This is a genomic window from Synechococcales cyanobacterium CNB (genome assembly GCA_030263455.1).
Classification (GTDB): Bacteria; Planctomycetota; Phycisphaerae; order Phycisphaerales; family UBA1924; genus CAADGN01.
Genome location: SZOZ01000009.1, coordinates 1 through 26,625 on the forward strand (window position 1 = coordinate 1; position 26,625 = coordinate 26,625).

Below are 26,625 nucleotides of genomic sequence, written 5' to 3' on the forward strand. Positions count from 1 at the left end.
CGAGTGCCTCGCCGTCGAGGAACCCGGCCGGCGGCTCGACCCCCCGGCCATCGTCCAGCGACGCCGCGAAACCTCGCGCCGCGCCGCCGCGCAACTCCTTCGTTCCACATCCTCCCCCGGAGCAGCCCCTGAGCGAATCGATCCCGGCTACTCTCAAACCGGGGCGTGGCCCGGCAGGCCCCGTTCGATCACCGCACTCGCTCGCTCCCCCTCAATCCAACCTCACCAGCCTCACGTTCCTGAACTGGATCGGCGTCCCCTCCGACTGCAGCGCGATCGTCCCGGCCACGACCTCCGCACCGGTCGCGTGATTGAGGGTCTCACCGTTCACGATCAGCGTGATCTCGCCACCGTTGACGACGATCTCGTACTCGTTCCACTCGCCCGCGGGCCTCTCCGCGGCGTGGGATTTCACGATCCGACGCCCGCTCGTCCGCGCGGGATCACCCACGACCTCCGTCCCCCCGATGCAGATGAAGTCGCCCGCGTTCCCGGCGTGCAACTGGGCCTCGACCGAACGCGGCCAGACCTTGTCCTCACCGACGACGCGGACCAGCACCCCGCTGTTCCCGGTCTGCCTGGTCTCCGGATCCCACCGCCACTCGACCCGCAGGATGAAGTTCGTATACGCCTCGTTCGTGCGAATGTACCCGGCCGGATCGCCGGTGCAGAGCAGCACGCCGTCGCGCACTGTCCACGTCCCACTGTCGGCCTCTGTCCCGACCACCGTCCACCCGTCGAGATTCCGACCGTTGAAGAGCGCAACCTCCCCGGGCATCCGCGCGCCGAGATCACGCACCCGAACGTTCCGGAACGAGACCTCGTCCCCGTGGTCCTGCAGCGCGACGTGCCCGCGCGGCTGGACACCGAACCCCTGCATCTGCGCGAACTTGCTCCGCTTGATCGCGCCGGCCCACTCGGCGGTGGGCGACCCGTCATCGTTGAACGCCCGGACCTCGACGACCTTCACCCCGTTCAGCCAGTGCTGGATCACCCCGTTGCGGATCACCACCCTCGCGTCGTTCCACTCGCCCGCGGGCTTCGACAGCTTCCCCTCCGCCGGTGTGAACAGGTCGTAGAGCGCGCCCGCCGAGTGCGGGTGGTTCCCCGCGAGGTTGTGCCCGTGATCGTCCAGCACCTGGAACTCCGGCCCCGTCTGCCATGTATAGTCGCCGCGCTCCACGACCCGGTAGATGATCCCGCTGTTCGCCCGCGGCGCGACACGGTACTGCAACACGAGATCGAAGTCCCCGAACTGCTCGCGTGTGATGATGTCGCCCCCGCCGCCGCCGACCGCGTGCGTCAGCACGCCCTCGCTCAGCGTCCACCCCGACGCCGGGAACGAGTCCTTCCTGTACCCGCGCCAGTGCTTCATCCCCTCCGCCCCCGTCAGCAGCGTCTCAGCGGGACCAACCGCGGCCGGCTGCGCGATCACGGGCGTGCAGGCCGCGGCGACAAGAACGGCGAGCGTTACAGGCTTCATGGCAGGCTCCTCTCGGCGGCGCGACCCGCGGGCGTACACCCGCGAGGCGACAGCGTGAGAAAGCATACCAGACATCCCGCCTGCGCGCGAAAGGGGCGCGGGGGAAGGATCGCCCGCGCCCCGTGGGGCAGCCCCGCTCGTGCCCGGGGCCGCCCGGGAGCCGCCGTCGCGCGACGGGTTCCCCGCGCGCGGCAGCCCGGAGAGAGACCGTCCTGCCTACTCGACACGCTGCCAGTGGTCGATGAACTCACCCTCGCGCGACGCGGTGATCGTGCGGTTCTTGAACGTCAGCCGCATCTCACCGCGCAGCGGAAGGTCGAACGTCACCGCCTCGCCATCGCGCTCGACCCGCGCGGTGGCCGTGTTCCGCTCGGCGTCCCGCACCGGCTGGTCGGCGGAGTTGAAGACGAGGAAGTGGATGTTCTCCTCGGAGTAGTTCTCGTCGTTGATGGTGTAGCGCGCGATGGACGAGATGGAGTGGACCTCGCCGTCGCTCGTCGTCCAGTAGGCGTTCATGTTGCGGTACTGCCGCGTGAAGGTCAGGAGACCGTCGATCTCGGGCGCGCGGAGCACCGTGCCGTCGGGCAGTTCTCGCATGACGAGCCGGTACGTGCCCTCGATGGAGGGCGGAGCGCCCGAGCCTCCTGACTCGGGGTAGCCCGCCAGCACGGCCGCGCCGATCGCCGCTCCACCCAGAACGCCCGTGAGCACTTTCGTTCGCTTCATTGCGAGTCTCCAGTCGCCGGATCATGCCCGGCCGAGGTGCGGCACGCGCGCACCAATCGCGCCGTTCACGCATCCGACGGAGTTCCCTGGCTGTCTCGATCCCACTCACATGCGGGCGGGCACGCTGCCCGCCGCTTCGTTGAGATCAATACGCAGCGCCCCGGCAGGGTGTTTACCCGGTTCGGCTCGGAACACGCCCGGCGCACGCGCCACGCGGGAAGTTTGACGATGTGGAGGGGTCATGTTCGCAGGAGTGTTCGCGCGTTGGTCGGCAGGCATCACACCGGGTCGCGCCTGCGCACCGTGCCGCCGATCACCATTGCCGCCGCGAAGAGCATGAGGTCCTTGATGAGGTACTGCCCCTCCGGTGTCGGGCCGAGGGGGACGTGGTCGAAGCAGACGTCGGCGCGCAGGACGAGCGCGAGGAACGTGCCCGGCAGGCGGATGGCGAGGAGCAGGAGTGCGAGCCGATTGAGCCTGCGCACGATGAGCGTCATGCCGATCGCCGCTTCCCACCAGCCGAGCGCGGGCACCATCACGTCGGGTGAGCCGAGGTAGATCGTGTGGGCGAGGAGCGAGGAACCGGTCTTGAGGCCGAAGACCTTGAGCAGGCCCATCCATGCGAAGTACACGCCGAGGGTGATGCGGTGCGCGCCGTGCCCGTGCCGGTCCATCCAGCCTGCGATGGCGGCGTCGAGACGGTCCAGTCGGCTCGGGAGCGCGGGCATGATCGGCCTCCTCGGCGGTGCGGGTGCGCGCACGATAGCCTGTGCCCGACACACCAACGCCCGCCCGGCGACGCGGCGCGGCGGACGGGGAGGCGAACGATGGCGTGGGCGATGCTCTTCGTGGCGGGGCTGTTCGAGGCGGGGTGGGCGTTCACCATGAAGCAGTCGGAGGGTTGGACGCGGCTGCGGCCGAGCCTGCTCACCATCGCGCTGATGATCGTGAGTTTCTACCTGCTCTCGCGTGCGATGAAGGACCTGCCCGCGGGCACGGCGTACGCGGTGTGGACGGGGATCGGCACTGTCGGCGTGGCCGCGCTCGGCGTCGCGTTCCTGAAGGAGCCTGTCACGCCCGCTCGGCTTCTCTTCATCGGGCTGATCGTGGCGGGGATCGTGGGGCTGAAGGTGACAAATGGCAAATAGCAAATGGGCAAATGGCACATGTGCGAGGAGCACGGGTCGGATGGGGGAGGGGACGGGAGAAGGGGTCAGTGTGGTGATTGATCGCGGCGGCGCTTCGGGGGGCGTTTCGGGAGCCAGCCCATTCGTGCGAACCAGACGATCATGGCGACGGCGATGGCGGCCATGGCGAGCATGACGACGGGGTAGCCGAACCGCCAGCGAAGTTCGGGCATGTTCCAGGGCGAGGCTTCGGGGTCGAAGTTCATGCCGTAGATGCCGACGACGAAGGTGAGCGGGATGAAGATGGTGGCGATGATGGTGAGGAGTCGCATGGCCTCGCCCATGCGAACGTTGATGGTGGAGAGGTAGAGGTCCACGAGGCTCGCGGCGATCTCGCGCTGCGTCTCGACGAGGTCCATGATCTGGAAGGCGTGGTCGGCGGCGTCGCGGATGAAGGGTCTGGTTTCCGGTCGGATAAGCTCGTGCTCGCCTCGGTAGAGCTGGGTGAGCGCGTCGCGCAGCGGCCAGATGGCGCGGCGGATGGTGAGCAGGTCGTGCTTGACCTGCTGGAGGCGCACGATGGTCTGCTCGGAGGGCTTCGTCGCGGCTTCTTCCGCCAGCCGTTCGAGATGATCGTCGAAGGCTTCGAGGAGGGGGAAGTAGGCGTCGAGGACGGCGTCGATGACGGCATACGCGAGAAAGTCGGGTCCGGAGCGTCGGACGCGGGTCTGGCCGCGGCGGATGCGTTCGCGGACGGGTTCGAGGCAGTCGCCCTCGTGCTCCTGGAAGGTGATGACGAAGGAGCGGCCGAGGAAGATGGAGAGTTGCTCGGTGTCGAGCGCGCCGCCCGGGCTGCTTTCGCGCGGCATGCGGACGACGAGGTAGAGCACGTCCGTGTATTCCTCGACTTTCGGTCGCTGGTGGACGTTGACGGTGTCTTCGAGCGCGAGGGGGTGGAGGGTGTAGGCCTCGCCGATGCGCTGGATGACGGCGGCGTCGCCGAGGCCGTCGACGTTCAGCCAGGTCACCTTCGCTTCGTGAGTCGGCGTGGGGGCGTCGGGCGAGGCGGGCCTGCTCTCGTCGAGGCTCTGCTCGGTGTAGCGCATGACGCGAAGGCTCGGTCGCGGCGCATCGGGCTGGGCCTGGATGAGGCCGGGCGGCGAGCCGCGAGGAGGGCGCTTGAGGCGACGGACACGGGCGCGGAGCCTGAGCGGGAGCCGGGTCATCGGGCGTCTCCGGGAAGCACGCGGGATGGTAACCGATTCGCCGGTGTGCCCCCCGCGGGAGGTGTTGTGATGAAGCGTGGCGGCGTCGTTCGGGGAAAGGGGGGGGTGGCTTGCGTGGAACGGACGGCGTGGCGACCCTTTCAGGGTCAAGGCGGGGAGATGCCTGATCCCTGGCGTCCGGCCCTTCGGGGCGAAGAGGCTTCGGAAGTGATTTGTCCTTGATCTCGGATGGGCCGAGGAGAGAGGGTGAGAAGGGCTAGACGCCCGCGCCGGCTCTTGCTTCGTTGAGTTTCTTGCGGATGACGGTGTGGAGGATGCCGCCGTTGCGGTAGTACTCGGCTTCGATGGGTGTGTCGATGCGGCATCGGCAGGTGAAACTGACGACGGAGCCGTCGGGGCGCGTGGCGGTGACGGGGACGTCGCAGCGCGGGTCGATGGGGTCGGGGAGGTGGATGTCGAAGAGTTCGTCGCCGCGGAGGCTGAGGGAGGATGCGCTCTGGCCGTCCTTGAAGACGAGCGGGAGGACGCCCATGAAGACGAGGTTTGAGCGGTGGATGCGTTCGAAGGACTCTGCGATGACGGCGCGGACGCCGAGGAGGTACGCGCCCTTGGCGGCCCAGTCTCGGCTGGAGCCCATGCCGTAGTCCTTGCCCGCGAGGACGACGAGGGGGACGTTCTTGGCCTTGTAGCGTTCCGCGGCGTCGAAGATCCAGCAGACGGGTGCGTCGGTGAGGGTTGCGCCGCGGGTGAAGTCGCGGGTCCACCCGCCCTCCGGGATCGCGCCGTCCTGCCCGGCTGCGATGCGGTTTCGGACGCGGACGTTGGCGAAAGTGCCGCGGGTCATGACACGGTCGTTGCCGCGGCGCGCGCCGTAGGAGTTGAAGTCCTGCTTGCGCACGCCGAGGGAGAGGAGGTACTGTCCTGCGGGTGAGTTCTCGGCGATGGAGCCTGCGGGCGAGATGTGATCCGTGGTCACGCTGTCGCCGAGGTAGGCGAGCACGCGGGCGCGGCGGATGGGGGTCGCGCCCGGTGCGGACTCGCTCATGCCCTCGAAGAAGGGCGGGTTCTGGACGTAGGTGGACTTCGCGTCCCACGGGTAGAGTTCGCTTCGGCTGACGGGCACCTTGTTCCAGGTGTCGTTGCCGGTGAAGACCGCGCCGTACTTCGATCGGAACTGGTCGGGGGCGACGCAGGCGTTCTTGACGTCCTGCACCTCGGCGTGCGTGGGCCAGAGGTCCCGGAGGAAGACATCGCGGCCGTCCTGGGTACGGGCGAGCGGCTCGCGCGTGAGGTCGAGATCGACGGTGCCGGCGATGGCGTAGGCGACGACGAGGGGGGGGCTTGCGAGGTAGTTGGCGCGGACCGAGGGGTGGACGCGGCCCTCGAAGTTGCGGTTGCCGCTGAGGACACTGGCAACGACGAGGTCGCCCTTCCTGACGGCTTCCTCGATCTCGGGGGGGAGGGGGCCGGAGTTTCCGATGCAGGTGGTGCAGCCGTAACCGACGGTTTGGAATCCGAGAGCGTCGAGGTCCGGGGTGAGGTTGGCCTTGTCGAAGTACTCGGTGACGACCTTGGAGCCCGGGGCGAGGCTGGTCTTGACCCACGGCTTGCGCTTGAGGCCGAGGGCGCGGGCCTTGCGCGCGACGAGTCCGGCGGCGATCATCACGTCGGGGTTGCTGGTGTTGGTGCAGCTGGTGATGGCGGCGATGACGACGGAGCCGTGGCGGAGGGTGACTTCCTGGCCGGGCTTCTCGGGTCGGCTTGCTTCGGTGAGGGTGACGCGGACGCCGTGCTCGCCGTGGTTGTTGCCCTGGGCGGCCTTTTCGGGATTGACGGGCGCGCCCCTGGACTGGCCGCCCTCTCCGGCCCACTCGTTGAGGTTGACGCTTTCACCGGGCGCCTTCTTGCCGAAGGTGTCCACGAGGTCCTTGCGCCACTGGGCCTTCATGGAGGCGAGCAGGACACGATCCTGCGGACGGCGCGGACCGGCGAGAGAGGGTTGGATGGTGGAGAGGTCGAGTTCGAGGACCGCGGTGAACACCGGATCGGGCGAGCCGGGGGTCCAGAACATGCGGTTGGCCTTGCAATACTTCTCGACGAGTTCGACGGTCGCCTCGTCGCGGCCGGTGAAGCGGAGGTAGTCGAGGGTTTTCTGGTCAACGGGGAAGAAGCCGACGGTAGCGCCGTACTCGGGCGCCATGTTGGCGATGGTGGCGCGGTCGGGGATGGAGAGTTCGGCCATGCCCGGGCCGAAGAACTCGACGAACTTCTCGACGACGCCGAACTCGCGGAGCATCTGGGTGACGGTGAGGACGAGGTCGGTGGCGGTTGCGCCTTCGGGGAGTCGCCCCTTGAGTTTGAAGCCAATGACCTCGGGGGTGAGCATGTAGACAGGCTGTCCGAGCATGACGGCCTCGGCCTCGATGCCGCCGACTCCCCAGCCGAGGACGCCGAGGCCGTTGATCATGGTGGTGTGGCTGTCGGTGCCGACGAGGGAATCCGGGAAGACAGCGGTGGCGCCGTCGTCCTGCGCGCGTGTGAGGACGCCCTGCGCGAGATACTCGAGGTTGACCTGGTGGACGATGCCGGTGGCCGGCGGGACGACTCTGAAGTTGGAGAGTGACTCCTGCCCCCACTTGAGGAAGCGGTAGCGTTCGTTGTTTCGCTCGAACTCCTTCTGGGCGTTGATGGTGAGGGCGACGCGGGTGCCGAAGTCGTCGACCTGGACGGAGTGGTCGATGACGAGGTCGCAGGGTACGGCGGGGTTGATCTGGGCGGGGTCCCCGCCGAGTCGCTTCATGGCGTCTCGCATGGCGGCGAGGTCGACGACGCAGGGGACGCCGGTGAAGTCCTGCAGAACGACGCGGCCCGGCATGAAGGGCATCTCGACGGGATCGACCCTAGAGGCGTCGTACCCGGCGAGGCCGGCGACGTCGTCCTGGGTGACGATGAAGCCGTCCACGTTTCGGAGGACGGATTCGAGCAGGACGCGGACGGAATACGGCATCCGTTCGATGCGCGCGAGTCCGGCGCGTTCGAGGGCGCCGAGGTCGTACCAGACGAACTCGCCGGCCGAGGTGCGGAGGGTGCTGCGGGAGTTGAAGGGGTTGCGTGGCATCGGCCGGCCTCCGTCTGCGTTACGGGCGTTTATCCGACACTATCGGCGCGCGGGTCGGTGAATCAAATATCGGCGATTGTCCGGCGTCGGGGGCGGTGGAATATGCTCGTCTCGAGCCGCGGGAGTGCGGCCCGGAGGGTGACGCGCGTGATCGATCTTCGCTCGGACACGATCACGCGGCCGACGGCGGCGATGCGCCGGGTGATGGCGGAGGCGCCGGTGGGCGACGACGTGTTCGGGGACGACCCGACGGTGCGCCTGCTGGAGGAGCGGTTCGCGGGGCTGTTCGGGAAGGCGGCGGCAGTGTTCGTACCGTCCGGGACGATGGCGAACCAGCTGGCGATCCGCGCGCAGACGGAGCCGGGTGACGAGGTGATCACGCACCCGGAGAGCCACGTGTCGCTGTACGAGAGCGGCGCGCCGGCCGCACTGTCGGGTGTGACGTTGCGCTATGCGGAAGGGCCACGGGGAACCTTCACCGCGGAGGAGGTGCGGGGGTGCGTGAGGCCGCGGGACGCGCACTACGGACCGTCCGCGCTGGTGGCGGTGGAGAACACGCACAACCGGGGCGGGGGCCGGGTGTGGCCGTTGGAGCAACTGCGAGCGGTGCGGGAGGAGTGTCTGAGGCTGGGCGTGCGTCTGCACCTTGACGGGGCGCGGATCTGGAATGCGCACGTGGTGTCCGGCGTACCGCTGGCGGAGTACGGGTCGCTGGCGGACACGGTGTCGGCCTGCTTCAGCAAAGGCCTCGGCGCGCCGGTGGGCAGCGCACTGGCGGGCGATGAGCGGACGATCGCGCGGGCGCGACGGTTCCGCAAGATGTTCGGGGGGGGGATGCGGCAGGCGGGGATTCTGACGGCGGCGTGCCTGTATGCGCTGGATCATCACGTGGCGCGGCTGGGGGAGGACCACGCGAAAGCGCGCGCGCTGGCGGAGCGGCTGGCGCGGGTTCCGGGGGTGTCGGTCGATCCGGCGGAGGTGGAGACGAATCTCGTGTATTTCGGGGTCGATCCGCGATTCGGCGGGGCGGATGCGGTGTGCGCGCGGCTCGGGGAGGCGGGGGTGGGCGTGCTGTCGGAGGGGCCGCACAGGATTCGTGCCGTAACGCACTTGGACGTGACGGCGGATGATGTCTCGCGGGCGGGCGAGGTGATCGCGAACGTGCTGGCCTGAGGGCGTCGGCGCGATCGGCACAGCCCGCACGATCGTCAGTGTCTACGCGGGTTCGCGGCCCGGGGATGCTCGGCGGGGCGGGGCGTGCCGATACCACGATGAGGCGCCGGGCCGGAGTGGGCGGCGGCGGTGCGCACCGGGAACCCTTGCCGCGGGTGAGCGCGATGGCTTCAACGAACAACACAGACCACGAGCGTGCGGTGGACGGCGTCGAGCGGGCGCAGGGGGAGGCGCCGGGGCTGGACGCGGAGGGCATTCTCGAGGTCGTCTCGACGATCGAGGGGCGGCTCGAAGAGGTCCGCCGGATTCACGTGCAGCAGGAGGCGGAGCGTGCCGCGCTGGAGCAACGCGAGGCGGAGGCGGCCGAGCGCGAGCGGCAGCTGACGGAGCGTGCGCGGCGGATCGCGGAACTGACGCGGGAACTGGAGGAGCGGCGTGCCGCGCTGGAGGCGGAGCGTCAGACGGCGGTGTCGGAGTTGGAGGCCGCGCGGGCGGAACTGGCATCAGCGCGGGCGCGCGCGGCGGAGACGGCGGCGGACGGGCAGGCAGCGCCGGGCGAGGCGGAACGTGCGGAGGCACGCTGCAGCGAACTCGAGGAAGAGTGCGAACGTCTTCGCAAACGCATCGAGGAGATGCGGGACGACCCGTACCGCCAGCAGGCGGAGCGGGAAGAGGCACGGGCGCGGCGCGCGGCGAGGCAGGCGCGCTGGTCGTCGTCGATGCGTTCGTGCGCGCTGGCGTTGATCTGGATGAGCCTGGCGGGGCTGGTGGCGCACGCGGGTTGGATCGGGCTGACGTATACGTCGCCGGAACAGGCGGCGATGTCGCTGGGGCTGGGGTTCGCGGCGGTGTTCTTCGGCGCGATGACGGTGGCGCGTCGTCTGCTGGACCCTCCCGCGCTGGCGATCGGCGCGCTGGGGGCGACGTTCGGTGTCTGGTTCCCCGAGTGGGTCGGCGCGATCGAACTCGCGATCCAGACGTGGAGCCTGCCGCTGGGTGGGTTGCCCGAAGCGGTGATCCCGATGATCCCGATCAGTTTCGCTGTGGCGACGACCTCGCTGGCGATGGCCGTTGCTCTGTTTGCGCTCACAGGTTCGGGGACCGTCCTGCTGCTGGCGGCGTTCGGCGCGGTGGCTTGCTCCCTGCTCACGATCATGCCGGACCGGTCTGGCGTGACCGTCTTCGGCGCGGCGGTGCTGTGGAACGCGCTGGTCGCGACCGGCCTGACGCGGTGGGCGGTTGTCGTTCGGGGGGGGACGCCGGCATCGAGTGCGAACGCGATCGCTGCCGGGGAGTGAAGTCGCACGTGAGGAGGAACCGCCCCTTCACGGTCGCGGCCCGTTGTTTCGTGTTGCGTTATGCGGGAGTCGGAAGGAGGCCGGGGGGGGCGTCTCCTTCGGTATCGGTGCGCGGGTCTGGGGCAGGGCGGTCGCCTGGCGCACGCTTGCGGGCTTCTGCGGCGAGGAGGTCTGCGGTGGTCGAGCGGCCGAGTGATTCGCCGCGCATGAGGCGATGCACCTCGTCGCCGGAGAGGGTCTCGTGCTTGAGGAGAGCCTGGGCGACGGCCTCGACCTTGTCCCAGTTTTCGTTGAGCATTCGCTCGGCATCGCTGTAGGCCTCGTCGACGAGGCGACGGACTTCGTCGTCGATGATGCGAGCGGTTTCCTCTGAGTAGCCGCGCTCGGGGAAGAAGGACTCTCGGCGGTCGTCCGCGCCGTAGCGGACGAAGCCGAGGCGTTCGCTCATGCCCCACTCCTCGACCATGACGCGGGCGAGGCGGGTGACCTGCGAGATGTCCATGGCCGCGCCGGAGGAGACGTCGCCGACGGCGCGTTGCTCGGCAATTCGGCCTCCGCAGGCAACGCGCATGGTGGCCTTGAGATAGCGCAGGCTGTAGCCGAGGCGGTCCTTCTCGGGGAGGCTGAAGGTGGCGCCGAGGGCCTGCCCTCGTGGGATGATGGTGACCTTGTGGAGCGGGTCGGCGTCCTTGAGGAGGGCCTGGAGGACGGCGTGCCCGGCCTCGTGGTATGCGGTGGCGCGGTTCTCCTCCGCCTCGCGGACGCGGCTCTTGCGGGCGCGGCCGAACTTGACCTTGTCGCGGGCTTCTTCGAGGTCTTCCTGCTCGATGAAGTCCTTGTTGTGCATGGTAGCGGCGATGGCGGCCTCGTTGATGATGGCCGCGAGGTCCGCGCCGCTGAACATGGGGGTCATGCGGGCGAGGCGTTCGAGATCGACGTCTGGGCCGAGTTTCACTTTCTTGGCGTGGACGCGGAGGATTTCGAGTCGTCCCTTGACGTCCGGGAGGGGGACGACGATCTGCCGGTCGAAGCGGCCGGGGCGGATGAGTGCGGGGTCGAGGACGTCTGGGCGGTTGGTTGCGGCGATGACGATGACGCCATCAACGGGTGTGAAGCCGTCCATCTCGACGAGGATGGCGTTGAGGGTCTGCTCGCGTTCGTCGTGTCCGCCGTGCGAGAAGCCGGAGCCGCGCTTGCGGCCGACGGCGTCGATTTCGTCGAGGAAGATGATGCAGGGGGCGCTTTCCTTGGCGCTCTTGAAGAGGTCGCGGACGCGGCTTGCGCCGACGCCGACGAACATCTCGACGAAGTCGGAGCCTGAGATGGAGAAGAAGGGGACGTCGGCCTCGCCCGCGATGGCCTTGGCGAGGAGGGTCTTGCCGCAGCCGGGTTCGCCGATGAGGAGGACGCCGCGTGGGATTCGCCCGCCGAGCTTGGTGAACTTGCGGGGGTTGCGGAGGAACTCGATGATCTCGGCGACTTCTTCCTTGGCCTCGTCGATGCCTGCGACATCGGCGAAGGTGACGCCGGTCATCTCCTTGTTCATGACGCGGTGTCGGCTCTTGCCGAAGGAGCCGAGCATCCCGCCGGGGCCTGCGCCGGCGTTTCGGAGGCCGCGGATGACGAAGAACCAGATGAGAAGGAGGATGAGGACGAGCGGGCCGAAGGTGAGGAGAAAGGGCATGAATGCGGAAGGCTGTTGGATTCTGGCGCGGTTGTCGGTGATTTCGAGGACGCGTTTGGTGACGGTCTCGCCGGTGGCGGCGTTGAAGGGGACTGAGAGGGCGGTCTCTGAACGGCTGTCGGGGCCGGGCTTCTGTCGAGCGGTGACGGCGTTGCTTCGGATGACGACGCTGTCCTCGACGATCTGTCCGTCGGCCCAGTGGGTCTCGAACTGGGCGAGCGTGATCTGCTGCCCGCCGCCGGGGGAGTTGAGGAACATGAAGAGGAGGACAGCGATGAGGAGGAGGGAGACGAGGCCGAAAAGGCCCCGGCTGGGCTGGGTGCCGGTAGGCTTGCCGGGGCCTGAAGGGCCGCCGGACTTCTGATCGCGCGAACGGTCATCGTGGCCGCCGCCCTGCTGGGCCATGGGGTGGCTCAGCGGGTTTGGCGCCTGTGCGCGGTCTGATGGCGGGTCTGGACGCATCTGGGCGAGGTCTCCGAGGACTTCTTCGGACAGGAGCGGTCGGTGGTTCACCCGCGGACGGGAAACGGTAGGCGTTGGAAGGCTGCGCTTCGACCGTGCGCCGGGGTCACCAGTTGGCGCGGAGTTCGGCGACGATGTCGCGCGAGAGTTCGCGGATGGCCTCGTTCTGGCCGACTTCGAGGCGTTCCTGGACGCCGCGGTGTGGGACGAACGTGGCGAGCGAGGAGAAGTTTCGGCGGCTGACGATGGGCTGGCCGGTGCGGTTGTCGATCCACTCGAACTCGACGGTGATGCGGACACCCTGTTCCTGGACGAGGCCGGTGGTGCGCTGGCGCGTGACGCTCTCGAGGTCCGAGCCTGTGATGGCGCCGCGGAGCGTGGTGGTGGCTTCGCCGGAGCGGACGACGCGCCAGGGCGTGGTGCGCTGGATTTCTTTGACGACGGCCTCGGTGAGGCGGGCTTCCATGCCGGTGGAGAAGGTGCGGTTTTCGAAGACGGGCACGGCGATGGTGCGCACGTGGGGATCGTGAGTCGTGGCGAAGGCGTAGCCGGAGCGCGGGTCCGAGGAGCAGGCGCAGGCGAGCGCGCAGGCGATGAGGGCAAGGGCGACGGCTGCGGTGCGCGTCACGGCTGATCGCCCTCCGCCGGGGGATTCGCTTCGGCAGGCTCGTCGTCGTAGTACGGAAGGTCTGGCGCGCCGGCTTCGAGGTCGGCGGGTTCAAGCCAGCCGTACTGTTCGAGGACGGCGATGGCGCGTGTCGCGGCGACGGTGTGCGGGTGGCGTCGCGCGAGGCGTTTGAGGGACATGCGCGCGCTGACGCCGTCGCCCCTGGCGAGGTACCAGCGTGCGGCGGCGAGCCGTTCGGCGGCGGCGGACTCGTCGATGCGTGCGAGGAGGGCCTCGGTGATGCCGCCATCCTCGGCATCGGCGGGGTAGGCGGCGCGGAAGTCTTCGATGAGGGCGCGCGCCTCGACGAGTCCGGTGCCGTCGTACTCCGGCCCCTTGAAGCGGCCGAGGTTGGCGTAGATGCGCCGGAGCATGGCCTTGCGCCGGTGCTGGCTCTGGGGGTAGTTGGTGAGGAAGATGCCGTACATCTCGGCGGCCATTTCGAGCTCGCGTTCGCGGTAGAAGTAGTCGGCGAGTTCGAGAGCGGCGCGTTCGGCGATCGCACTGCCGGGGAGGCGCTCCTGGACGCGCATGAGGAGTTCGACGCCGATGGTCTTGCCGCTGTCGATACGGAGGCCGAAGACCTTGCGCTTCAGGCCGTGGAGGTAGCGTGTGCCGATCTCGAGTTCTCGTTCGACGGCGGCGGCGAACGCGCCGGAACCGGGAAAGGAGTTGATGACCATCTCGTAGTCGTAAAGGGCCTTGTACTCATCGCCGGCCGCGGTGAGGGCGTCGCCGCGGAGGAGGTAGGCCTCGGCGAGCCAAGGGCTGTCGGAGCGCTGGTTGTCGTTCAGCCACCTTGCGGCGATGGCACGGGCTGCCTTGGTGTCGCCGGCGGCGAGGAGGCGTCGTGCCTCCGCGATTCGGCCCTCGTCGGAGTCGGGGTCCGGAGCGCGGGTGCGGACCCAGTCGCCGGATTCGTCGAGTTCGTAGGTGGATTGCTGGGCAACCACCGACGCGCACGCAAGGCAGAGCGTGAAGCAGGCCGCGAAGCGGTGGTGCGGGGCGCACGGACGCATGGGCAGGAAGGATACCCGGGATCGGTGGAGGAGGAGGCTGCGAGAAGCGAGGCAGGTGAGGGACAAGCCCTGCCCGTCGGGGTGCCGGCGACGGGCCAGAGCGGCCGGGGGTCGGTGGCTCATCCCGATTGCATCTCGCTTGCGCGGCGTCACTCGACGGTCAGGATGCCCTGCATCGCGCGCAGGTAGTTGATCTGGCCGAAGTGGTAGGCGTCGTGAGGGAGGAACTCGGCGAGAACATCGTTGGCGGGATCGGGGTCGCGAAGGGCGCCGGCGACGCGGGCGTGCGTGTCGTCGAGGCGTTGCCGAGCCTCGGCCCAGGCGGATTCGGAGCGGTCGGTGATCTCGGGGAAGTTGAGGCGGGCGCGCTCATCGGGCGTGGTGCGTTCGCCGGTGCGGGCGCGGCGGAGCGCAGCCTCGCGCCAGAAGACCATGTGCAGGACGATCTGCCAGATCGAGTGGCGGCCCGGCGCGGGGGACCAGGCGGCCTGCTCGGCGGTGAGGCCGTCGATCGAGGCACGCCACGGCGCGGCCCAGTGGCCTTCGGTCAGGACTTCGTCCCACCAGGAGGCGATGAGAGCGCGGGCTTCGGGGTGCATGAGTGCGGCTCCATCGTGCGTGCGTCGGCGGTGCGCACGGATGATACGGACGGCGTGAGCCCTTGCGCGAGGAGGAGATGAGCAGGCGAAGCGCCACCACGGAGAGGCTGGGTGCCCGAGCACCCATGTCGGCTCGGGGGCGGCCGACGCCGGTGGCACAAGCAGGGTTGCACATGCGCTCTGTTTTTCAGATGACCCGATCTTCCTTCGCGATGCCGAGGGCGGGGCGGACGTCCACGTTGACAAGGTGTTCGCGTTGGAGGCGTTTGGCGGTTTCGGCGTCGGCGTAGTCGCTGTGGCAGGAGAGTTTGGCGGCGGCTCGCCCTTCGTCTGGTGCCTGATGCCCGGCGGCCGATGGCTTGTTCTTGGCGGCGAGTTTGTGGATTTCGTCGGGGGTGAGGACGCCTCGTTGGCGGAGGATTTCCTGTTGTTCGGGGGTGAGTGGCGCGGAGCGCTTTGGCGCGCCGGGCGTCGTGCCGTCGCGGCCGCCGAGGCGTTCGAAGCCCTCGGCCTTTCCGCTGGCGAAGTCCTGGATTTCCTTGCTGATCCGGACGGAGCACCAGTCGTGGCCGCACATGGCGCAGAAGTCGGTATCGACGTCGAGGTCTTCGTCGTGGTAGGCGCGCGCGGTGTCGGGGTCGAAGGCGAGCTCGAAGTGCTTCTCCCAGTTGAGGGCGGCGCGGGCCTTGGTGAGCTGGTCGTCGCGGTCGCGCGTGCCGGGGATGCCGAGGGCGACGTCGGCGGCGTGCGCGGCGATCTTGTAGGCGATGCAGCCCTGCTTCACGTCATCGCGCTTGGGAAGGCCGAGGTGCTCCTTGGGCGTGACATAGCAGAGCATGCTGGCGCCGTGGTAGGCGATGGCAGTGGCGCCGATGCAGGAGGTGATGTGGTCGTAGCCGGGGAAGATGTCGGTGACGAGGGGTCCGAGGACGTAGAAGGGCGCGCCGTGGCAGAGTCGCCGCTGGACTTTGGCGTTGTACTCGATCTGGTCGAAGGGGACGTGGCCGGGGCCTTCGATCATGACCTGGACGCCGTGGCGCCAGGCGCGCTCGGTGAGTTCGCCGAGTGTTTCGAGTTCGGCGAGTTGTGCGTCGTCGGTGGCGTCGGCGAGTCCGCCGGGGCGGAGGCCGTCGCCGATGCTGAAGGTGACGTCGTGGCGGCGCATCAGTTCGCAGATGTCGTCCCACATGTCGTACATGAGGTTTTCGCGGTTGTGGTGGAGCATCCACTTGGCGAGGAGGGAGCCTCCGCGCGAGACGATGCCGATGAGTCGGTTGCGGACGTACTTGAGGTGCGCGCGACGGACGCCGGCGTGGATGGTGAAGTAGTCCACGCCCTGTGCGGCCTGGCGTTCGAGCATCTCCAGGACAGCGGCCTCGTCGAGGTCTTCCAGTCGGCGGCCGATGATCATGGAGTAGATGGGGACGGTGCCGATGGGAACGGTGGAATGTCGGCAGAAGGCCTCGCGGCATTCGTCGAGGTCGCCGCCGGTGGAGAGGTCCATGACGGTGTCCGCGCCCCAGCGGACGGCCCAGTCGAGTTTCTCGAGTTCCTCGGCGGTGCCGCTGGAGATGGGGGACGCGCCCATGTTGGCGTTGACCTTGGTTCGGCTGGCGCGGCCGATGCACATGGGGTCGAGGCGGTGGCGGAGGTGGTTGAAGTTGGCGGGGATGACCATGCGGCCGGCGGCGACCTCGTCGCGGACCTGCTCGGGCGTGAGGTGCGGCTCGCGCTCGGCGGCGCGGCGCATCTGTGGGGTGATGAGGCCGAGGCGGGCGTGGTCGAGTTGGGTGAGGGGAGCGGTGAGTGCTGCGTCCCGCGTCTTGAGGTTGGGAGCAGGCACAGCCCGAATGAAACGGCCTATGTCGGGGTGGTTGTGTCCCGCGCAGCCGGTGGCGTGGTCGGGTGCGGATTGAATGGTCCAGCCTTCGGGGAGGAAGTCCCAGGCGGTGTAGGGGGAGGGGGGAGGCATGCCGGGGGTGTCGGGGGAGGAGTAGGCCCAGGGCGTACCGACTCGCGGAGGATTTGCGAACGAACCCGGAGTAGTGGTGTTCGGCGTAGTCCCCGGATTGCCGCCGATCGCGGGGAGATAGAAGCGGGGGTCAGCGGTCGGGAGCATGGACTGTCTCCTGAGTCGAATCGATGAGATCGATCTCCGGCAACGGGGCTACGCCGAGGTTGCGGAGCATGTTGAGGCACTGGACGCGGTGGTGCGTGCCGTGGTTGAAGACGTGGAGGAGCACGGCGGCCCTGATGAAGCGAACGGTGACGACACTGCCGTCGGGCTGCTCGAAGTCGCTGGCGATGACTTCGGCGAGTCGAGCGGAGGTTGAGCGTGAGAGGAGCGACGAGAGGTCGTCCCAAGCGTGCTCGTACCGGTCGATGATGGCATCCAAGGATACCGACGGTTCAGAGTTGAAGGGGCGTGGCGCTCTGCTGTCGGCGCGGTCGAGCCACCACTCCATGTTGGCGACGACGTGGACGAGAGTTCTGCGGATGGAGCCGAGCCCGATCTCGAAGGTGCGGTCGAGGGCGGCGTCGTCGAGCGCGCGATACGCGGCGAAGAGGCGTTCGGTGGCCCAGCGGTCGAAGCGAGCGAGGACGTGGAGCGGGTCCGATGGCTGCATCGCATTCCCTCCGCCGGTACGAACCGGATCAGGTTCTACGGGTGCTTCTCAGCGGCGGATGAGGCCCTGGGCACCGGGCGCCAGGCACTCGGGGCCGCGCCCCGTGCGTTGGTCGAGTATAGGGGTCGGTCAGACGCGCTGGAGGCGAGGTTGCGTTTGACGCTGCAGGCGACTTCGCTGTAGCGGAGGAGCCCGGGGGTATCGCGGTGCTGTTCGGCCCCGGTGGTGAGGGGGTGGTGCCGACGGACATGCGACGATTCCCGGGGAACGGGGTTTGTATCATTGCTGCATGAAGAGACGGCATGGCTTCGTGTGCGGACTTCTCTCCTCGATTGCGGCGGTGGCCGCGGCTGAGGATGGGCTGTTGATCGTCGCGCCGGCTGGGCTGGCGGATGCGCTCGGGGAGTTCGTCGAGTTCAAGCGCGAGCGGCTGGCGACGAGACTCGTCACGCTCGAGGATGCCCTTGCCGCCGGCGAGGGCGTGGACGACGCGGAGCGGCTGAAGCGGTTTCTCTACGAGCGGTGGCGCGAGGGTGGAGTGCGGTACGTGCTGCTGGTGGGCGATGCGGACGTGATGCCGGTGCGGTACATGGTCCTCGACCGGTGGACAGAGCCGGCGTTCCACTACGCGTTCTATCCGAGCGACCTCTATTACGCGGACCTGGCAAAGACGGACGGATCGTTCGAGGACTGGAACGGGCGAGCGGACGGGTTTCACGCGCACTACTTCGGCGAGGTGCGCGGAGAGACGAACAAGGACGACCCGATCAACTTCGACGGCGTGGACTACCGGCCGGAGGTCGGGCTGGGGCGGTGGCCGGTGAGCACGCCTGAGGAGGCGCGGCAGGTCGCGGCCAAGACGGCGCGGCACGAGCGTGCGGTCGAGCGGGGCGAGGGGGAGTGGCTCGGGCGTGCGGGGCTGGTGATGGTGGGCGGGTGGATCGATGCGCGACCGCGGTTCGAGGCGGTACGTGCGCGGCTGGAGCCTGCGTGGGGCGTCGAGCGGATGTACTACGAGGGTGAGGCGTACGGCGTGCCGGGGCCGACGGAGCCGGGGCTGGTTGACCTGATCAACGGCGGGGTTCGGTTGGTGCTGCACGCGGGGCACGGGAACGACGACCTGTGGGAGCACTGCCTGAGTGTCGGGAGCCTGGAACGGATGCGGAACGGGGAGATGCTGCCGGTGATGATGTCGGCCGGGTGCTCGACGGCGCGGTTCGCGACGCTTCCGCCGTACGAGGCGTATGAGGACGTGCACGGCGCGCGGCACGCGGGAACGAACAGCGGGCAGGTGTTCACGGAGCCTCCGCCGCCGCCCGCGTGCTATGCGCGGGGTGAGTTCAACCTGACGGGGCTTGGGGAACAGTTGCTGCGTGCAGGTGAGGGGGGGGCGGTGGCGTACATCGGGTGCAACACGGGGAGCCAGCCGTGCGGGCTGACGCTGATCGACGGGTTCGTGGACGGGCTTGCGACGGTCGATGGCGCGCGGCTGGGGGACTGCTGGGCGCACGCGGTGTCGTTCTATTACGAGCGCGAAGGGCTGGCGACGATCGTGCCGACGGAGAGCTGGTACCCGGCGAGCGTGTTCTTCCAGGGGATGAAGTTCATGCTGTTCGGGGATCCGTCGCTGCCGATGCGGAGGGAATGAGAGGCTCGCGCGGAGCGCGCAGAGGAGTTGAGAGGGGAGTGGTTACGGAGTGGGGATGTCGAGGGGGTCGTGGCCAGCGAGAGAGTGGTGGATTCGTTCGAGGGCGTCGAGGAGGGCTCGGCGCGCGGCGGGGGCGTAGGGGTTGTCGCGCTGGATGACGGAGAAGAGATGGCCTGCGTCGCCTCGGACGGCATCGACGGCGGCGCGCATGGCGTGGAAGGAGGGAGGGACGAAGGCCGCGTTCTCGCCGGCGCGGACGTCGATGAGTCCCTTGGCGATGAAGAAGGCGAGGGCGTGCGTTTCGGCCATGAGCCGGTCGTGGGCGTCCGCGTCCTGCGCGATGACCTCGCAGCCGAGGCTTTCATAGAGGGCGGTGGCGCGGGTGCGCGCGGCGGGGTGCTGTTCGTTGGGACAGACGACGACGCGGAGTGGACGCTCGTTGCGGGCGAGGCTGATGGGGCCGAAGAGCGGGTGAGTGCCGATCCACGAGACGCGCGTGCCGAGCGCGGATCGCATCGCGGCTATAGGGGCGAGTTTTACGCTGCCGGCGTCGAGGACGAGATGCTCCGGCGTCAGGCGCGGGGCGAGATCGCGGAGCGCGGCGGGGATCGCGGGGACCGGCACGGCGAGGAGGATGGTCCGTGCTTGCTGCGCGAGGTCAGCGAGTGAATCGGCGCTGCGGCCGGCGGGGACAGGCGCGGCGGCATCGAAGGCGATGGGGCGAATGCCGACGGACTCCGCAAGGTCGGCAACGGCCGCGCCGAAGCGGCCGTAGCCGAGGATGGCGAGGGTGTGCGGGTCGTTGGGCATGGGAAGTCCGGGCGATGCTGCCTCAAGGTATCATCGCGCGACGGGAGCAGCAACAAGGAGTGTGCATCATGCGGTCGATGGTGACGGCGGCGATGGTGGTGGCGGCGGCGTGCGCGCTCGGGTGCGCATCGGGCGGGAAGACCGGCGGCGCGGGGGGGGCGACGCGCGTCGCGCTCGAGACCACGAAGGGGAGGATCGTGCTCGAACTGGACGGGGAGCGGGCGCCGATCTCGACGGCGAACTTCCTGCGGTATGTGGACGAGCGGGCGTACGACGGGACGATCTTTCACCGTGTGGTGGCAGGGTTCGTGATCCAGGGCGGCGGGCACACGGCGGACCTGACGGAACTGCCGTCGCACGAGCCGATCGTGAACGAGTGGGGGAACGGGCTGAAGAACGAGCGCGGGACGATCGGGATGGCGCGCGAGACGGAGCCGGACTCGGCGACGCGGCAGTGGTACATCAACCTGGCGGACAACGCTCGGCTTGACATCGCGCGCGAAGTGAGCGGGAACGCGGGGTACGCGGTCTTCGGGCGTGTGGTGGAGGGGATGGACGTGGTGGACGCCATCGCGGGGATCGCGACGCGGGAGGTGTCGGAGGACTTCCAGAACGTGCCGGCGGAGACGGTGACGGTGAAGCGAGCGCGGCGGGTCAGACCGTAGCCACGGTTGCACGGCTGCGCCGCTTCACCCGTTGCTGCATTCCTGTCGCCCCCTTCGGGGGCTGCGGGTGAGTCGATGGAGTAGGGAAGGGTGTGATCCGTCGCTCCGTGGGTGGTGCGAGCGCTTGTGGTATGCTGGCCGGAAAGGAGGTCGGTCATGCGTGTTTCACGGGGATTGGCGGCGTTGGCGGTGGCGTGCTCGCTGCTGCTCACGGGGTGCGAGCAGCGGCTGACGGAGGATAACTACGAGTCGATCGCGGACGGGATGACGATCGACGAGGTGTTCTCGATCCTGGGGGACGGCGAGAAGCAGGCGGCGGCGGGCGTGGGGATCGATTCGTCGGGGTTGATGTCGCGCTCGCAGCAGGACAGCCGGGCGGAGTACCTGTGGAAAGAGGACGGGCGCACGGTGACGATCCTGTTCCGTGACGGGAAGGTGATCTACAAGTCGAAGAGCGGATTCTGAATCTCACGCGGAGGCGTGGAGGGCGCAGCGTGGAGACGGCAAGGAGTCAGCGCGGTGTGCGGGGGACGATGTAGAGACCGATGAGGACAGCGAGTGCGGTCTTGATGATCGTGCCGGGGATGAAGACGACGAAGCCGCCGAAGAGGGCTTCGCGGGCAGTGACCGCGGTTGCGGGGTCGGCGTTGCGGACAGCGTAGAGCCAGGGGACGCCGAGCGTGAAGATGACGGCGTGCCCGGCGATCGAGGCGAGGGCGAGGTTGAGGGCGAGCGGGCCGCGCGTGCGCCGGGCGAGCGCAGCGATGACGGGCTGGCAGGTGATGAAACCGAGGAGGTAGCCGCCGGTCTGGCCGAGGATGACGCGGAGTCCCGCGCTGCCTTCGGCGAAGACGCCCGCGCCGATCGCGCCCACGACGAAGTAGAGGACCATGCTGGCGACGCCGAGCCGCGGGCCGAGACACAGGGCGGCGAGAACGACGGCGAGGGTCTGGAGGGTCTGCGGAACGCCGAAGGGCGGCATCGGGACGGCGACCTGCGCACTGAGCGAGGTGAAGAGCGTGAAGAGGAGGACGCCGACGATGCGGAGTTCGGCGGCGAGACGGGTCGCTGCGGCCGGCGCGACGGGCTGAGGGTGCGCGGGGGGCATGGGCGGGAGTGTAGGGAAGGCAGGAAACGAGGAATCTGGGAGGAATTCGGGGCGAATGGTGACACGGAGAGGCGGTCGCGGTGTCCTGCCTGGTGACGCCCGGTCAACGGGCGGAAGAGCGAACAACCAAGGCCCGATCCGGGCAGGACGGAGGACACCATGAAGGGCTACACGAGGATGGCGGCGTCGGCGGTGGTGGCGCTTGCCGGGGTGTGCGCTGGCGCGGGGGCGGGCGGGCCGCCGACGGACCCGCTGGCGACGATCCGAACGATGGACGACCTGCACGCCGCGGGGCCGACGAACGCCGCGCTGGTGTACTACCGCGCGATCATCGGCTTGCCGAGTTTCAACGACGGCGACCTGAAGGCGGCGATGCTCGACGGGGACGAGTCGGTGATGACGCGCGAGGCTGCCGTGAAGAAGCTGGAGGAGTTGCAGGGCGCGATCAACACGTTCTGCCGCGCGGCCGCGCTGGAAGAGTGCGACTTCGGGCTGGATTTCGACCACGGGTTCGAGCTGCTGCTGCCGCACCTGGGGAAGATGCGGATGGCGGCGCGGCTGATCGCGAGCGATGCGGTGAGACTGGCGGAGGCGGGCGAGGCGGATGCGGCGGCTGCGCGGCTTGCCGCCCTGTACGGGATCGCGCGGCATGTGGCCGACGACGGGACGCTGATCGGCAGTCTCGTCGGGGTATCGATCGCGTCGCTGGCGAACCAAGGCGTGGAGCGGCTGGTCAGCGAGGGGAAGGTGGGCGAGAAGGGGAAGGCCGCCCTGGTGTCGGCGTTCGAGCGGCTGGGCGACGACGATCCGTTCTTCATGCGGCGAGCGATCGCGATGGAAGGAGCGATCGTGAGGGTGTGGCTTTCGGACCTGATCGCGAAAGACGGGATGGAGCGATTCATCGGGTTCGTTTCGCCCGGAGGGATCGAAGCCGGGGAAGCGGCGCGGCTGCGCTCGCTGTCGCAGGCGGACGCGACGGCTGCGGTCGGTCACGCGGTGGAGTACTACGAGCACGCGTACGAGCTGTGGGAGAAGGCCGACGCGGTCGATCGGCTCGCCGCGCTGGGACAGGTGGCGACGGGAGGCGGGTACGGGCCGATCGGGAAGCACATCTGCGCCAGCGTGGCGAAGGCGTACGAGTCGGACCGGCGGGTGCGCGGCGAAACGGCGAGCGCGTTCCAGAAGGTGCGTGCGTACCGGCCGGCGCCGGGGACGGCGGTGAAGCCCGCGAGGTAGCGAGTGGACGATCTGTGCACACTGCTGCTGAGAACGCACCGGGGCCACGAGCCGTCGGCGCGGCGCCTGTGGGAGGCGCAGGCGCCGCGGCTCGTTGCGGTTGCGCGGGCGGTGCTGGGGCGGCGATGCGGCGCGAACGACGCCGAGGACGCGGTGCAGGCGGTGTTCTGCCGCGTGCTGGAACTGGATAGACGATCGGTTCGGGCGGTGCGCGATCCGGGCGCGTGGCTGGCGCAGATGACGCGGCGAGAGTCGCTGAACATGCTGCGGGCGGCGAGAAGAGCAGCGGTGCGCGAGCGCGAACACGACGGCGGTCGAGCGATTGGAGCCTCGCAGCGCGAGGCGGGGCTGACGGCCGCGCTGGCGGCGCTGCCGAGGCACTTGCGGGAGGTTGTGGTGCTGCGGCACACGGCGGGGCTGACGTTCGAGCAGGTGTCGCTCACGCTGGGGGTGAACCGGAACACGGTGGCGTCGCGGCATCGGCTGGCGATGGAACGATTGCGGAACGCGTTGGGAGCGGACGGGGACGGGTCGAACACGGGACGAAGGAGCGAGCCATGCACGACGATCTCGAACGGCGGCTGAGCGGGATGACCAGCCACACGCCGCCCGTGCCGAAGACGTTCATCGGGCGCGTGCGGCGGCGGGGTCGGCGTCGGCGGGCTGCGATGGCGGGCGTGGCGGCGGGCGTGGTGGGTCTCGCTGCGCTGGCGGTTGTCGTGGGGCTGCCTTCGACGGGGCCGGCGGGGATTCGGGAGGACTCGCTGCCGATCGCCGGGGACGAGCCGCGAGGGTTGCCGGAGGAGGCCGTGTCGCTGGTCGGTTTCCGGAGTCTTGCGGACGGGAACGGTGCGGCTGCGGTGCGCAACGGGTTCGATGGGGAGCCGACGCTGGGGTGGTTGCGGTTTTCTGGGGAGTGGCTCGACAGGCTGTGAGGTGGGCGGGTCTGGAGGGCACGTCGAGTTTGGGCCGATATCGTGGGCATGGGACGCCGGCGTCTGAGTTGTGGTGCGCGCGTGGCGATGGCGTTGGCGGCCGCGCTTGCGGGCGTGGGAGTGAGCGCGGGCGCACAACCGGATGGCGATGAAGAGGCGGTGTCGAGGCCGAGCGGTGCGGGACGGCTGGTGCGGGTGTTCGACTTCGAGGAGCGCGGGACGAACCCGCTTCCGATCCCGATGGGCTGGCTTCGGGCGCAGCACGACCCGCGTGTTCCGCGGGAGCGTCCGGGGTTCCCGCTGTGGAACGGGGCGGCGCTGGACTACGGGGTGGCGGCTCGCGGCGAGGGATCGGTGCGTCTGCCGGTGAGCGGCGGGAGCGCGAGCCTGCGTCTCGACCCGGGCGTGGTGCTGGTGTTTCCGGATGCGGACTACCTGGTGGTGGCGCAGGTGCGGACGGAGGGCGTGGAGCACGCGCGGGCGCGAGTGTCGGCGCGGTTCCTGGACGGCGAGGGGAGGCCGATCGCGGCGTCGGAGGCGCGGAGCGCCGCGCTGAGCACGGACGGCCGGTGGGAGCGGATCGAGGTGGTGCTGCCCGGGCTGCACTCGGACGCGGTGTCGTTGCAGATCGACCTGGAGTTGCTGCAGCCGCGCGAGCACGAACCGCGCGCGCACGAGCGTTTCGAGGTCTGGCCGGAGGACTTCTCGGGTTCGGCGTGGTTCGACGACGTGGCGATCATCCAGTTGCCGAAGGTGGAGTTGAGCACGGCGTCGCCGGGGAACGTGGTGGCGTACCCGGAGTCGCCCGAGTTGACGCTGCACGTGCGCGATCTGACGGGGGAGCGGGTGCGCAGCCGCGTCGCGGTGTACGACGCGCGGGGTCGGCAGATCGACGAGCGGACGGACGAGTTCGGCGGGGGGCGAGCGACGATCCCGTGGCGTCCGGCGCTCGACGGGTACGGGTGGTACCGGGCGATCGCGGAACTGCACACCGAAGAGGGACGGATCGGCTCGGCGTTCGTGGACTTTGCGTACGTGGAGCAGGTGTTGCCGGTCGCGCCGCGGTATGGGGGGCGCGACTCGGCGGGCAGGCGCGGCTCGACGATCGCGGGATCGCCCGACCGGGCGCGGTTCGGCCTGACGGTGCGGGAGTTGCACCCGCTGGTCACGCATGAACTGGTGGAACTGACGCGTCGTGCGGGGACGGGTTCGATCTCGCTGCCGTTGTGGAGCGCGGACCTGGGGGTGGACGGGCTGGAGTCGCGGCTGAGCGTGGTCGAGCCGCTGCTGGGCGCGTTGTACGCGGACTGGCAGCGGCTCTCGATCGTGCTGCCGGTGGTGCCGGAGGAGTTGGCGGCGTCGTCGGGGGTGGGGCCTGAGGACGTGGCGGGGGCGCTCGCGTCCGGGACGGCGTGGGAGCCGTATCTGGCGGATGCGCTGTACCGGCTGGGGCAGAAGGTACAGCGTTGGGAGTTGGGGCCGCCGGGTTCGGAGTTCGCCGCGTTGCGTCCCGGGCTGGGTGAGGCGTTGCGCGCGGCGCGTTCGGGGATGTCGCGGTTTGCGGCCGCGCCGGCGTTGGCGGCGGGGTGGCGCGCGGACCTTCCGGCATCCGAGCCGCTGCTGGAGCAGCACTCGGGTTTGAACGCGCTGAGTGTGTTGGTGGAGCCGGACCTGCCGCCGGACGCGATCGCGAGTCTTGCGGAGGGGTGGGCCGCGCCGCTGGCGGGCGGAGCGGACGCGACGGGGCGTCCTGACCTGTCGCTGGTGATCGGGACGCTGGATGGGGACGTGTACGGGCACCGGGCGGTGGCGGACGACTACGTGAAGCGGGCGGTGCTGTTCTGGGCGTCGTTCGAGCGTCGGACGAACGAGTATGGTGACGCTCGGAACCGGCTGGTGGTTGAGGCGCCGTGGCGTGTGGTGGGCGACCGGAGGCCGCGGGTGATGCCGACGGCTGCGCTGCCCGCGCTGCGCGCGACCGTGGGCCGGCTGGCGGACCGTGAGGTGGTGGCGGAGTGGCCCGTGGCGGAGGGCGTGCGGTGCTACGTGCTCGCGCCCGCGCCGTGGGCGTCGTCGCAGAGGGGGGGGGCGATCGTGGCGTGGCTGGAGCAGCCGCGCGAGCGGGGGAGCGTGGCGATCGAGGCGACGCTGGGCGAGGGAGCAATCACGGCGTTCGACGTGTACGGGAATGCGAGCGTGGTCGAGCCGGAACGTTCGGCGGACGGGCTTCGGCTGGTGCATCGGGTGCCGATCGGGGCATCGCCGACGTTCGTGGAGGGGATCGACGCGGACCTGGTGCGGTTCCTGGCGTCGGTGCGGATCGACCCGACGGAGGTGCAGTCGGCGGCGACGGAGCGGGAGCACCTGGTGGTGTTCAACAACCCGTGGCCGGTGGGGTTGATGGGGCGGATGATCGTGGTCAGCCCGGGCGGGTATCACGGCGACGCGTCGGTGAGCGAGCGGCAGTGGAGCATCACGCCGCGGACGGCGGCGTTCAGCGCCGCGCCCGGGGAACGCGTGACGATCCCGCTTTCGGTGGCGATGAGGCCGACGGAAGAGGCGGGACCGGTGCGATTCGTGCTGGACTTCCACCTGCGCGCGACGGCGGACTACGGCTGGGTGCGCGTGGCCTCGACGGCGGAACTGGGCGTCACGGGGCTGGAACTGGACATCGTGGCGCGGCCTGCGCCGGGGCCGGAGGGGCCGCACGTGGTCGTCGAGGCGGTGATCACGAACTCGAGCGACGAACCGATCACGCTCGAAGCGTCGGCGACCGCGCCGGGATACCCGCGGGCGCGCACGGCGGTGACGGAACTCGGGCCTGGCGAGCAGACCGTGCGGGCGTTCCCGTTCCAGGATGGGATGCAACGGCTGCACGGGCAGCGCGTGGTGGTGAGCGTGTCGGCGATCGACGGGTCGGCGCGGCTCAACAAGGGCGTGAGCGTGCCATAGGCATGAGGGCGTCGTGCGCGGTCTGAAGCCCGCGGCTCCGAGAGAGGGAAGGAGACTGGGCT

At 69.4% G+C, this 26,625-nt stretch carries 23 protein-coding genes and 1 riboswitch; of the genes, 10 read left to right on the plus strand and 13 right to left on the minus strand.

Going from position 1 to position 26,625, the window contains the following annotated elements:
• Positions 1–211: 211 nt before the first annotated feature.
• From FBT69_09735 to FBT69_09745, 3 genes are all read right to left on the minus strand, one after another.
• A complete protein-coding gene (locus FBT69_09735; protein MDL1905073.1) occupies positions 212–1,558 on the minus strand; it encodes a DUF1080 domain-containing protein in 1,347 nt (448 codons plus the stop codon).
• Positions 1,559–1,699: 141 nt separating this feature from the next.
• On the minus strand, positions 1,700–2,209 hold the full coding sequence (locus FBT69_09740) for a hypothetical protein (protein MDL1905074.1): 510 nt from the start codon (positions 2,207–2,209) through the stop codon (positions 1,700–1,702).
• Positions 2,210–2,487: 278 nt separating this feature from the next.
• Positions 2,488–2,937 carry a hypothetical protein gene (locus tag FBT69_09745; protein MDL1905075.1) on the minus strand — a complete coding sequence of 150 codons (450 nt, stop codon included), beginning with the start codon at positions 2,935–2,937 and terminating at the stop codon, positions 2,488–2,490.
• A gap of 99 nt (positions 2,938–3,036) precedes the next feature.
• Between FBT69_09745 and FBT69_09750 the strand changes: the two genes are divergently transcribed.
• On the plus strand, positions 3,037–3,357 hold the full coding sequence (locus tag FBT69_09750) for a multidrug efflux SMR transporter (GenBank protein ID MDL1905076.1): 321 nt from the start codon (positions 3,037–3,039) through the stop codon (positions 3,355–3,357).
• Positions 3,358–3,422: 65 nt separating this feature from the next.
• Here the strand turns inward: FBT69_09750 and corA are convergent, their stop codons facing one another.
• Positions 3,423–4,562: a magnesium/cobalt transporter CorA gene (corA, locus tag FBT69_09755; GenBank protein MDL1905077.1), complete on the minus strand. Its 1,140-nt coding sequence runs from the start codon at positions 4,560–4,562 to the stop codon at positions 3,423–3,425.
• A gap of 256 nt (positions 4,563–4,818) precedes the next feature.
• Positions 4,819–7,680, minus strand: a complete 2,862-nt coding sequence (locus tag FBT69_09760; protein ID MDL1905078.1) for an aconitate hydratase — start codon at positions 7,678–7,680, stop codon at positions 4,819–4,821.
• 102 nt (positions 7,681–7,782) lie between these two features.
• Here FBT69_09760 and FBT69_09765 point away from each other — a divergent pair, with 102 nt between their 5' ends.
• Both FBT69_09765 and FBT69_09770 read left to right on the plus strand, forming a co-directional pair.
• The gene (locus tag FBT69_09765; GenBank protein ID MDL1905079.1) at positions 7,783–8,853 is read left to right on the plus strand and encodes an aminotransferase class I/II-fold pyridoxal phosphate-dependent enzyme; all 1,071 of its coding nucleotides are present in this window, start codon (positions 7,783–7,785) and stop codon (positions 8,851–8,853) included.
• Positions 8,854–9,017: 164 nt separating this feature from the next.
• Positions 9,018–10,151, plus strand: coding sequence for a hypothetical protein (locus FBT69_09770; GenBank protein ID MDL1905080.1), 1,134 nt, complete (start codon positions 9,018–9,020; stop codon positions 10,149–10,151).
• 58 nt (positions 10,152–10,209) lie between these two features.
• Here the strand turns inward: FBT69_09770 and hflB are convergent, their stop codons facing one another.
• The 6 genes from hflB to FBT69_09800 all read right to left on the minus strand — a co-directional run bounded on the left by hflB (position 10,210) and on the right by FBT69_09800 (position 17,209).
• Entirely contained in the window at positions 10,210–12,348 is a 2,139-nt protein-coding gene (hflB, locus tag FBT69_09775; protein ID MDL1905081.1) for an ATP-dependent zinc metalloprotease FtsH, read from the minus strand.
• A 55-nt stretch (positions 12,349–12,403) separates the two neighbouring features.
• Entirely contained in the window at positions 12,404–12,925 is a 522-nt protein-coding gene (locus FBT69_09780; protein ID MDL1905082.1) for a hypothetical protein, read from the minus strand.
• Entirely contained in the window at positions 12,922–14,106 is a 1,185-nt protein-coding gene (bamD, locus tag FBT69_09785; GenBank protein MDL1905083.1) for an outer membrane protein assembly factor BamD, read from the minus strand. Before bamD ends, FBT69_09780 begins: the two co-directional genes overlap by 4 nt.
• A 26-nt stretch (positions 14,107–14,132) precedes the next feature.
• Complete coding sequence (locus FBT69_09790) at positions 14,133–14,582, minus strand: DinB family protein (GenBank protein ID MDL1905084.1); 450 nt, start codon at positions 14,580–14,582, stop codon at positions 14,133–14,135.
• Between the two features lie 187 nt (positions 14,583–14,769).
• Positions 14,770–16,701 carry a phosphomethylpyrimidine synthase ThiC gene (thiC, locus tag FBT69_09795; GenBank protein ID MDL1905085.1) on the minus strand — a complete coding sequence of 644 codons (1,932 nt, stop codon included), beginning with the start codon at positions 16,699–16,701 and terminating at the stop codon, positions 14,770–14,772.
• The gene (locus FBT69_09800) at positions 16,685–17,209 is read right to left on the minus strand and encodes a hypothetical protein (protein ID MDL1905086.1); all 525 of its coding nucleotides are present in this window, start codon (positions 17,207–17,209) and stop codon (positions 16,685–16,687) included. The genes thiC and FBT69_09800 overlap by 17 nt, the downstream gene beginning before the upstream one ends.
• Positions 17,197–17,323, minus strand: a riboswitch (TPP riboswitch). (Overlaps the previous gene by 13 nt.)
• A 175-nt stretch (positions 17,324–17,498) precedes the next feature.
• Here FBT69_09800 and FBT69_09805 point away from each other — a divergent pair.
• Positions 17,499–18,857, plus strand: coding sequence for a hypothetical protein (locus FBT69_09805; GenBank protein MDL1905087.1), 1,359 nt, complete (start codon positions 17,499–17,501; stop codon positions 18,855–18,857).
• A 42-nt stretch (positions 18,858–18,899) separates the two neighbouring features.
• On the opposite strand, the gene FBT69_09810 is transcribed toward FBT69_09805, so the two are convergent.
• The gene (locus FBT69_09810; GenBank protein ID MDL1905088.1) at positions 18,900–19,667 is read right to left on the minus strand and encodes a prephenate dehydrogenase; all 768 of its coding nucleotides are present in this window, start codon (positions 19,665–19,667) and stop codon (positions 18,900–18,902) included.
• A 92-nt stretch (positions 19,668–19,759) separates the two neighbouring features.
• Here FBT69_09810 and FBT69_09815 point away from each other — a divergent pair, with 92 nt between their 5' ends.
• Both FBT69_09815 and FBT69_09820 read left to right on the plus strand, forming a co-directional pair.
• On the plus strand, positions 19,760–20,332 hold the full coding sequence (locus FBT69_09815; protein ID MDL1905089.1) for a peptidylprolyl isomerase A: 573 nt from the start codon (positions 19,760–19,762) through the stop codon (positions 20,330–20,332).
• A 156-nt stretch (positions 20,333–20,488) separates the two neighbouring features.
• A complete protein-coding gene (locus tag FBT69_09820) occupies positions 20,489–20,797 on the plus strand; it encodes a hypothetical protein (GenBank protein MDL1905090.1) in 309 nt (102 codons plus the stop codon).
• Between the two features lie 46 nt (positions 20,798–20,843).
• On the opposite strand, the gene FBT69_09825 is transcribed toward FBT69_09820, so the two are convergent.
• Complete coding sequence (locus FBT69_09825) at positions 20,844–21,440, minus strand: biotin transporter BioY (GenBank protein ID MDL1905091.1); 597 nt, start codon at positions 21,438–21,440, stop codon at positions 20,844–20,846.
• Between the two features lie 159 nt (positions 21,441–21,599).
• Here FBT69_09825 and FBT69_09830 point away from each other — a divergent pair, with 159 nt between their 5' ends.
• The 4 genes from FBT69_09830 to FBT69_09845 are packed head-to-tail and all read left to right on the plus strand — an operon-like array spanning position 21,600 to position 26,563.
• On the plus strand, positions 21,600–22,676 hold the full coding sequence (locus FBT69_09830; GenBank protein MDL1905092.1) for a hypothetical protein: 1,077 nt from the start codon (positions 21,600–21,602) through the stop codon (positions 22,674–22,676).
• Positions 22,677–22,679: 3 nt separating this feature from the next.
• A complete protein-coding gene (locus FBT69_09835; GenBank protein ID MDL1905093.1) occupies positions 22,680–23,261 on the plus strand; it encodes a sigma-70 family RNA polymerase sigma factor in 582 nt (193 codons plus the stop codon).
• On the plus strand, positions 23,234–23,611 hold the full coding sequence (locus tag FBT69_09840) for a hypothetical protein (protein MDL1905094.1): 378 nt from the start codon (positions 23,234–23,236) through the stop codon (positions 23,609–23,611). Before FBT69_09835 ends, FBT69_09840 begins: the two co-directional genes overlap by 28 nt.
• 48 nt (positions 23,612–23,659) lie before the next feature.
• Positions 23,660–26,563 (plus strand): hypothetical protein, encoded by a 2,904-nt coding sequence (locus FBT69_09845; GenBank protein ID MDL1905095.1) that lies wholly within the window; start codon positions 23,660–23,662, stop codon positions 26,561–26,563.
• Positions 26,564–26,625: the final 62 nt, after the last annotated feature.

What these genes read in the sequence shown, in the direction of transcription:
- FBT69_09735 (MDL1905073.1), bottom strand. Translation starts at nt 1,558, where the DNA reads ATGTCTGGTATGCTTTCTCACGCTGTCGCCTCGCGGGTGTACGCCCGC.
- FBT69_09740 (MDL1905074.1), bottom strand. Translation starts at nt 2,209, where the DNA reads ATGAAGCGAACGAAAGTGCTCACGGGCGTTCTGGGTGGAGCGGCGATC.
- FBT69_09830 (MDL1905092.1), top strand. Translation starts at nt 21,600, where the DNA reads ATGAAGGGCTACACGAGGATGGCGGCGTCGGCGGTGGTGGCGCTTGCC.
- FBT69_09825 (MDL1905091.1), bottom strand. Translation starts at nt 21,440, where the DNA reads ATGCCCCCCGCGCACCCTCAGCCCGTCGCGCCGGCCGCAGCGACCCGT.
- FBT69_09840 (MDL1905094.1), top strand. Translation starts at nt 23,234, where the DNA reads ATGCACGACGATCTCGAACGGCGGCTGAGCGGGATGACCAGCCACACG.
- bamD (MDL1905083.1), bottom strand. Translation starts at nt 14,106, where the DNA reads ATGAGCCACCGACCCCCGGCCGCTCTGGCCCGTCGCCGGCACCCCGAC.
- FBT69_09750 (MDL1905076.1), top strand. Translation starts at nt 3,037, where the DNA reads ATGGCGTGGGCGATGCTCTTCGTGGCGGGGCTGTTCGAGGCGGGGTGG.
- FBT69_09790 (MDL1905084.1), bottom strand. Translation starts at nt 14,582, where the DNA reads ATGCACCCCGAAGCCCGCGCTCTCATCGCCTCCTGGTGGGACGAAGTC.
- FBT69_09815 (MDL1905089.1), top strand. Translation starts at nt 19,760, where the DNA reads ATGGTGGTGGCGGCGGCGTGCGCGCTCGGGTGCGCATCGGGCGGGAAG.
- FBT69_09770 (MDL1905080.1), top strand. Translation starts at nt 9,018, where the DNA reads ATGGCTTCAACGAACAACACAGACCACGAGCGTGCGGTGGACGGCGTC.
- FBT69_09820 (MDL1905090.1), top strand. Translation starts at nt 20,489, where the DNA reads ATGCGTGTTTCACGGGGATTGGCGGCGTTGGCGGTGGCGTGCTCGCTG.
- FBT69_09800 (MDL1905086.1), bottom strand. Translation starts at nt 17,209, where the DNA reads ATGCAGCCATCGGACCCGCTCCACGTCCTCGCTCGCTTCGACCGCTGG.
- FBT69_09745 (MDL1905075.1), bottom strand. Translation starts at nt 2,937, where the DNA reads ATGCCCGCGCTCCCGAGCCGACTGGACCGTCTCGACGCCGCCATCGCA.
- FBT69_09845 (MDL1905095.1), top strand. Translation starts at nt 23,660, where the DNA reads ATGGGACGCCGGCGTCTGAGTTGTGGTGCGCGCGTGGCGATGGCGTTG.
- FBT69_09805 (MDL1905087.1), top strand. Translation starts at nt 17,499, where the DNA reads ATGAAGAGACGGCATGGCTTCGTGTGCGGACTTCTCTCCTCGATTGCG.
- thiC (MDL1905085.1), bottom strand. Translation starts at nt 16,701, where the DNA reads ATGCTCCCGACCGCTGACCCCCGCTTCTATCTCCCCGCGATCGGCGGC.
- FBT69_09760 (MDL1905078.1), bottom strand. Translation starts at nt 7,680, where the DNA reads ATGCCACGCAACCCCTTCAACTCCCGCAGCACCCTCCGCACCTCGGCC.
- FBT69_09765 (MDL1905079.1), top strand. Translation starts at nt 7,783, where the DNA reads ATGCTCGTCTCGAGCCGCGGGAGTGCGGCCCGGAGGGTGACGCGCGTG.
- corA (MDL1905077.1), bottom strand. Translation starts at nt 4,562, where the DNA reads ATGACCCGGCTCCCGCTCAGGCTCCGCGCCCGTGTCCGTCGCCTCAAG.
- FBT69_09810 (MDL1905088.1), bottom strand. Translation starts at nt 19,667, where the DNA reads ATGCCCAACGACCCGCACACCCTCGCCATCCTCGGCTACGGCCGCTTC.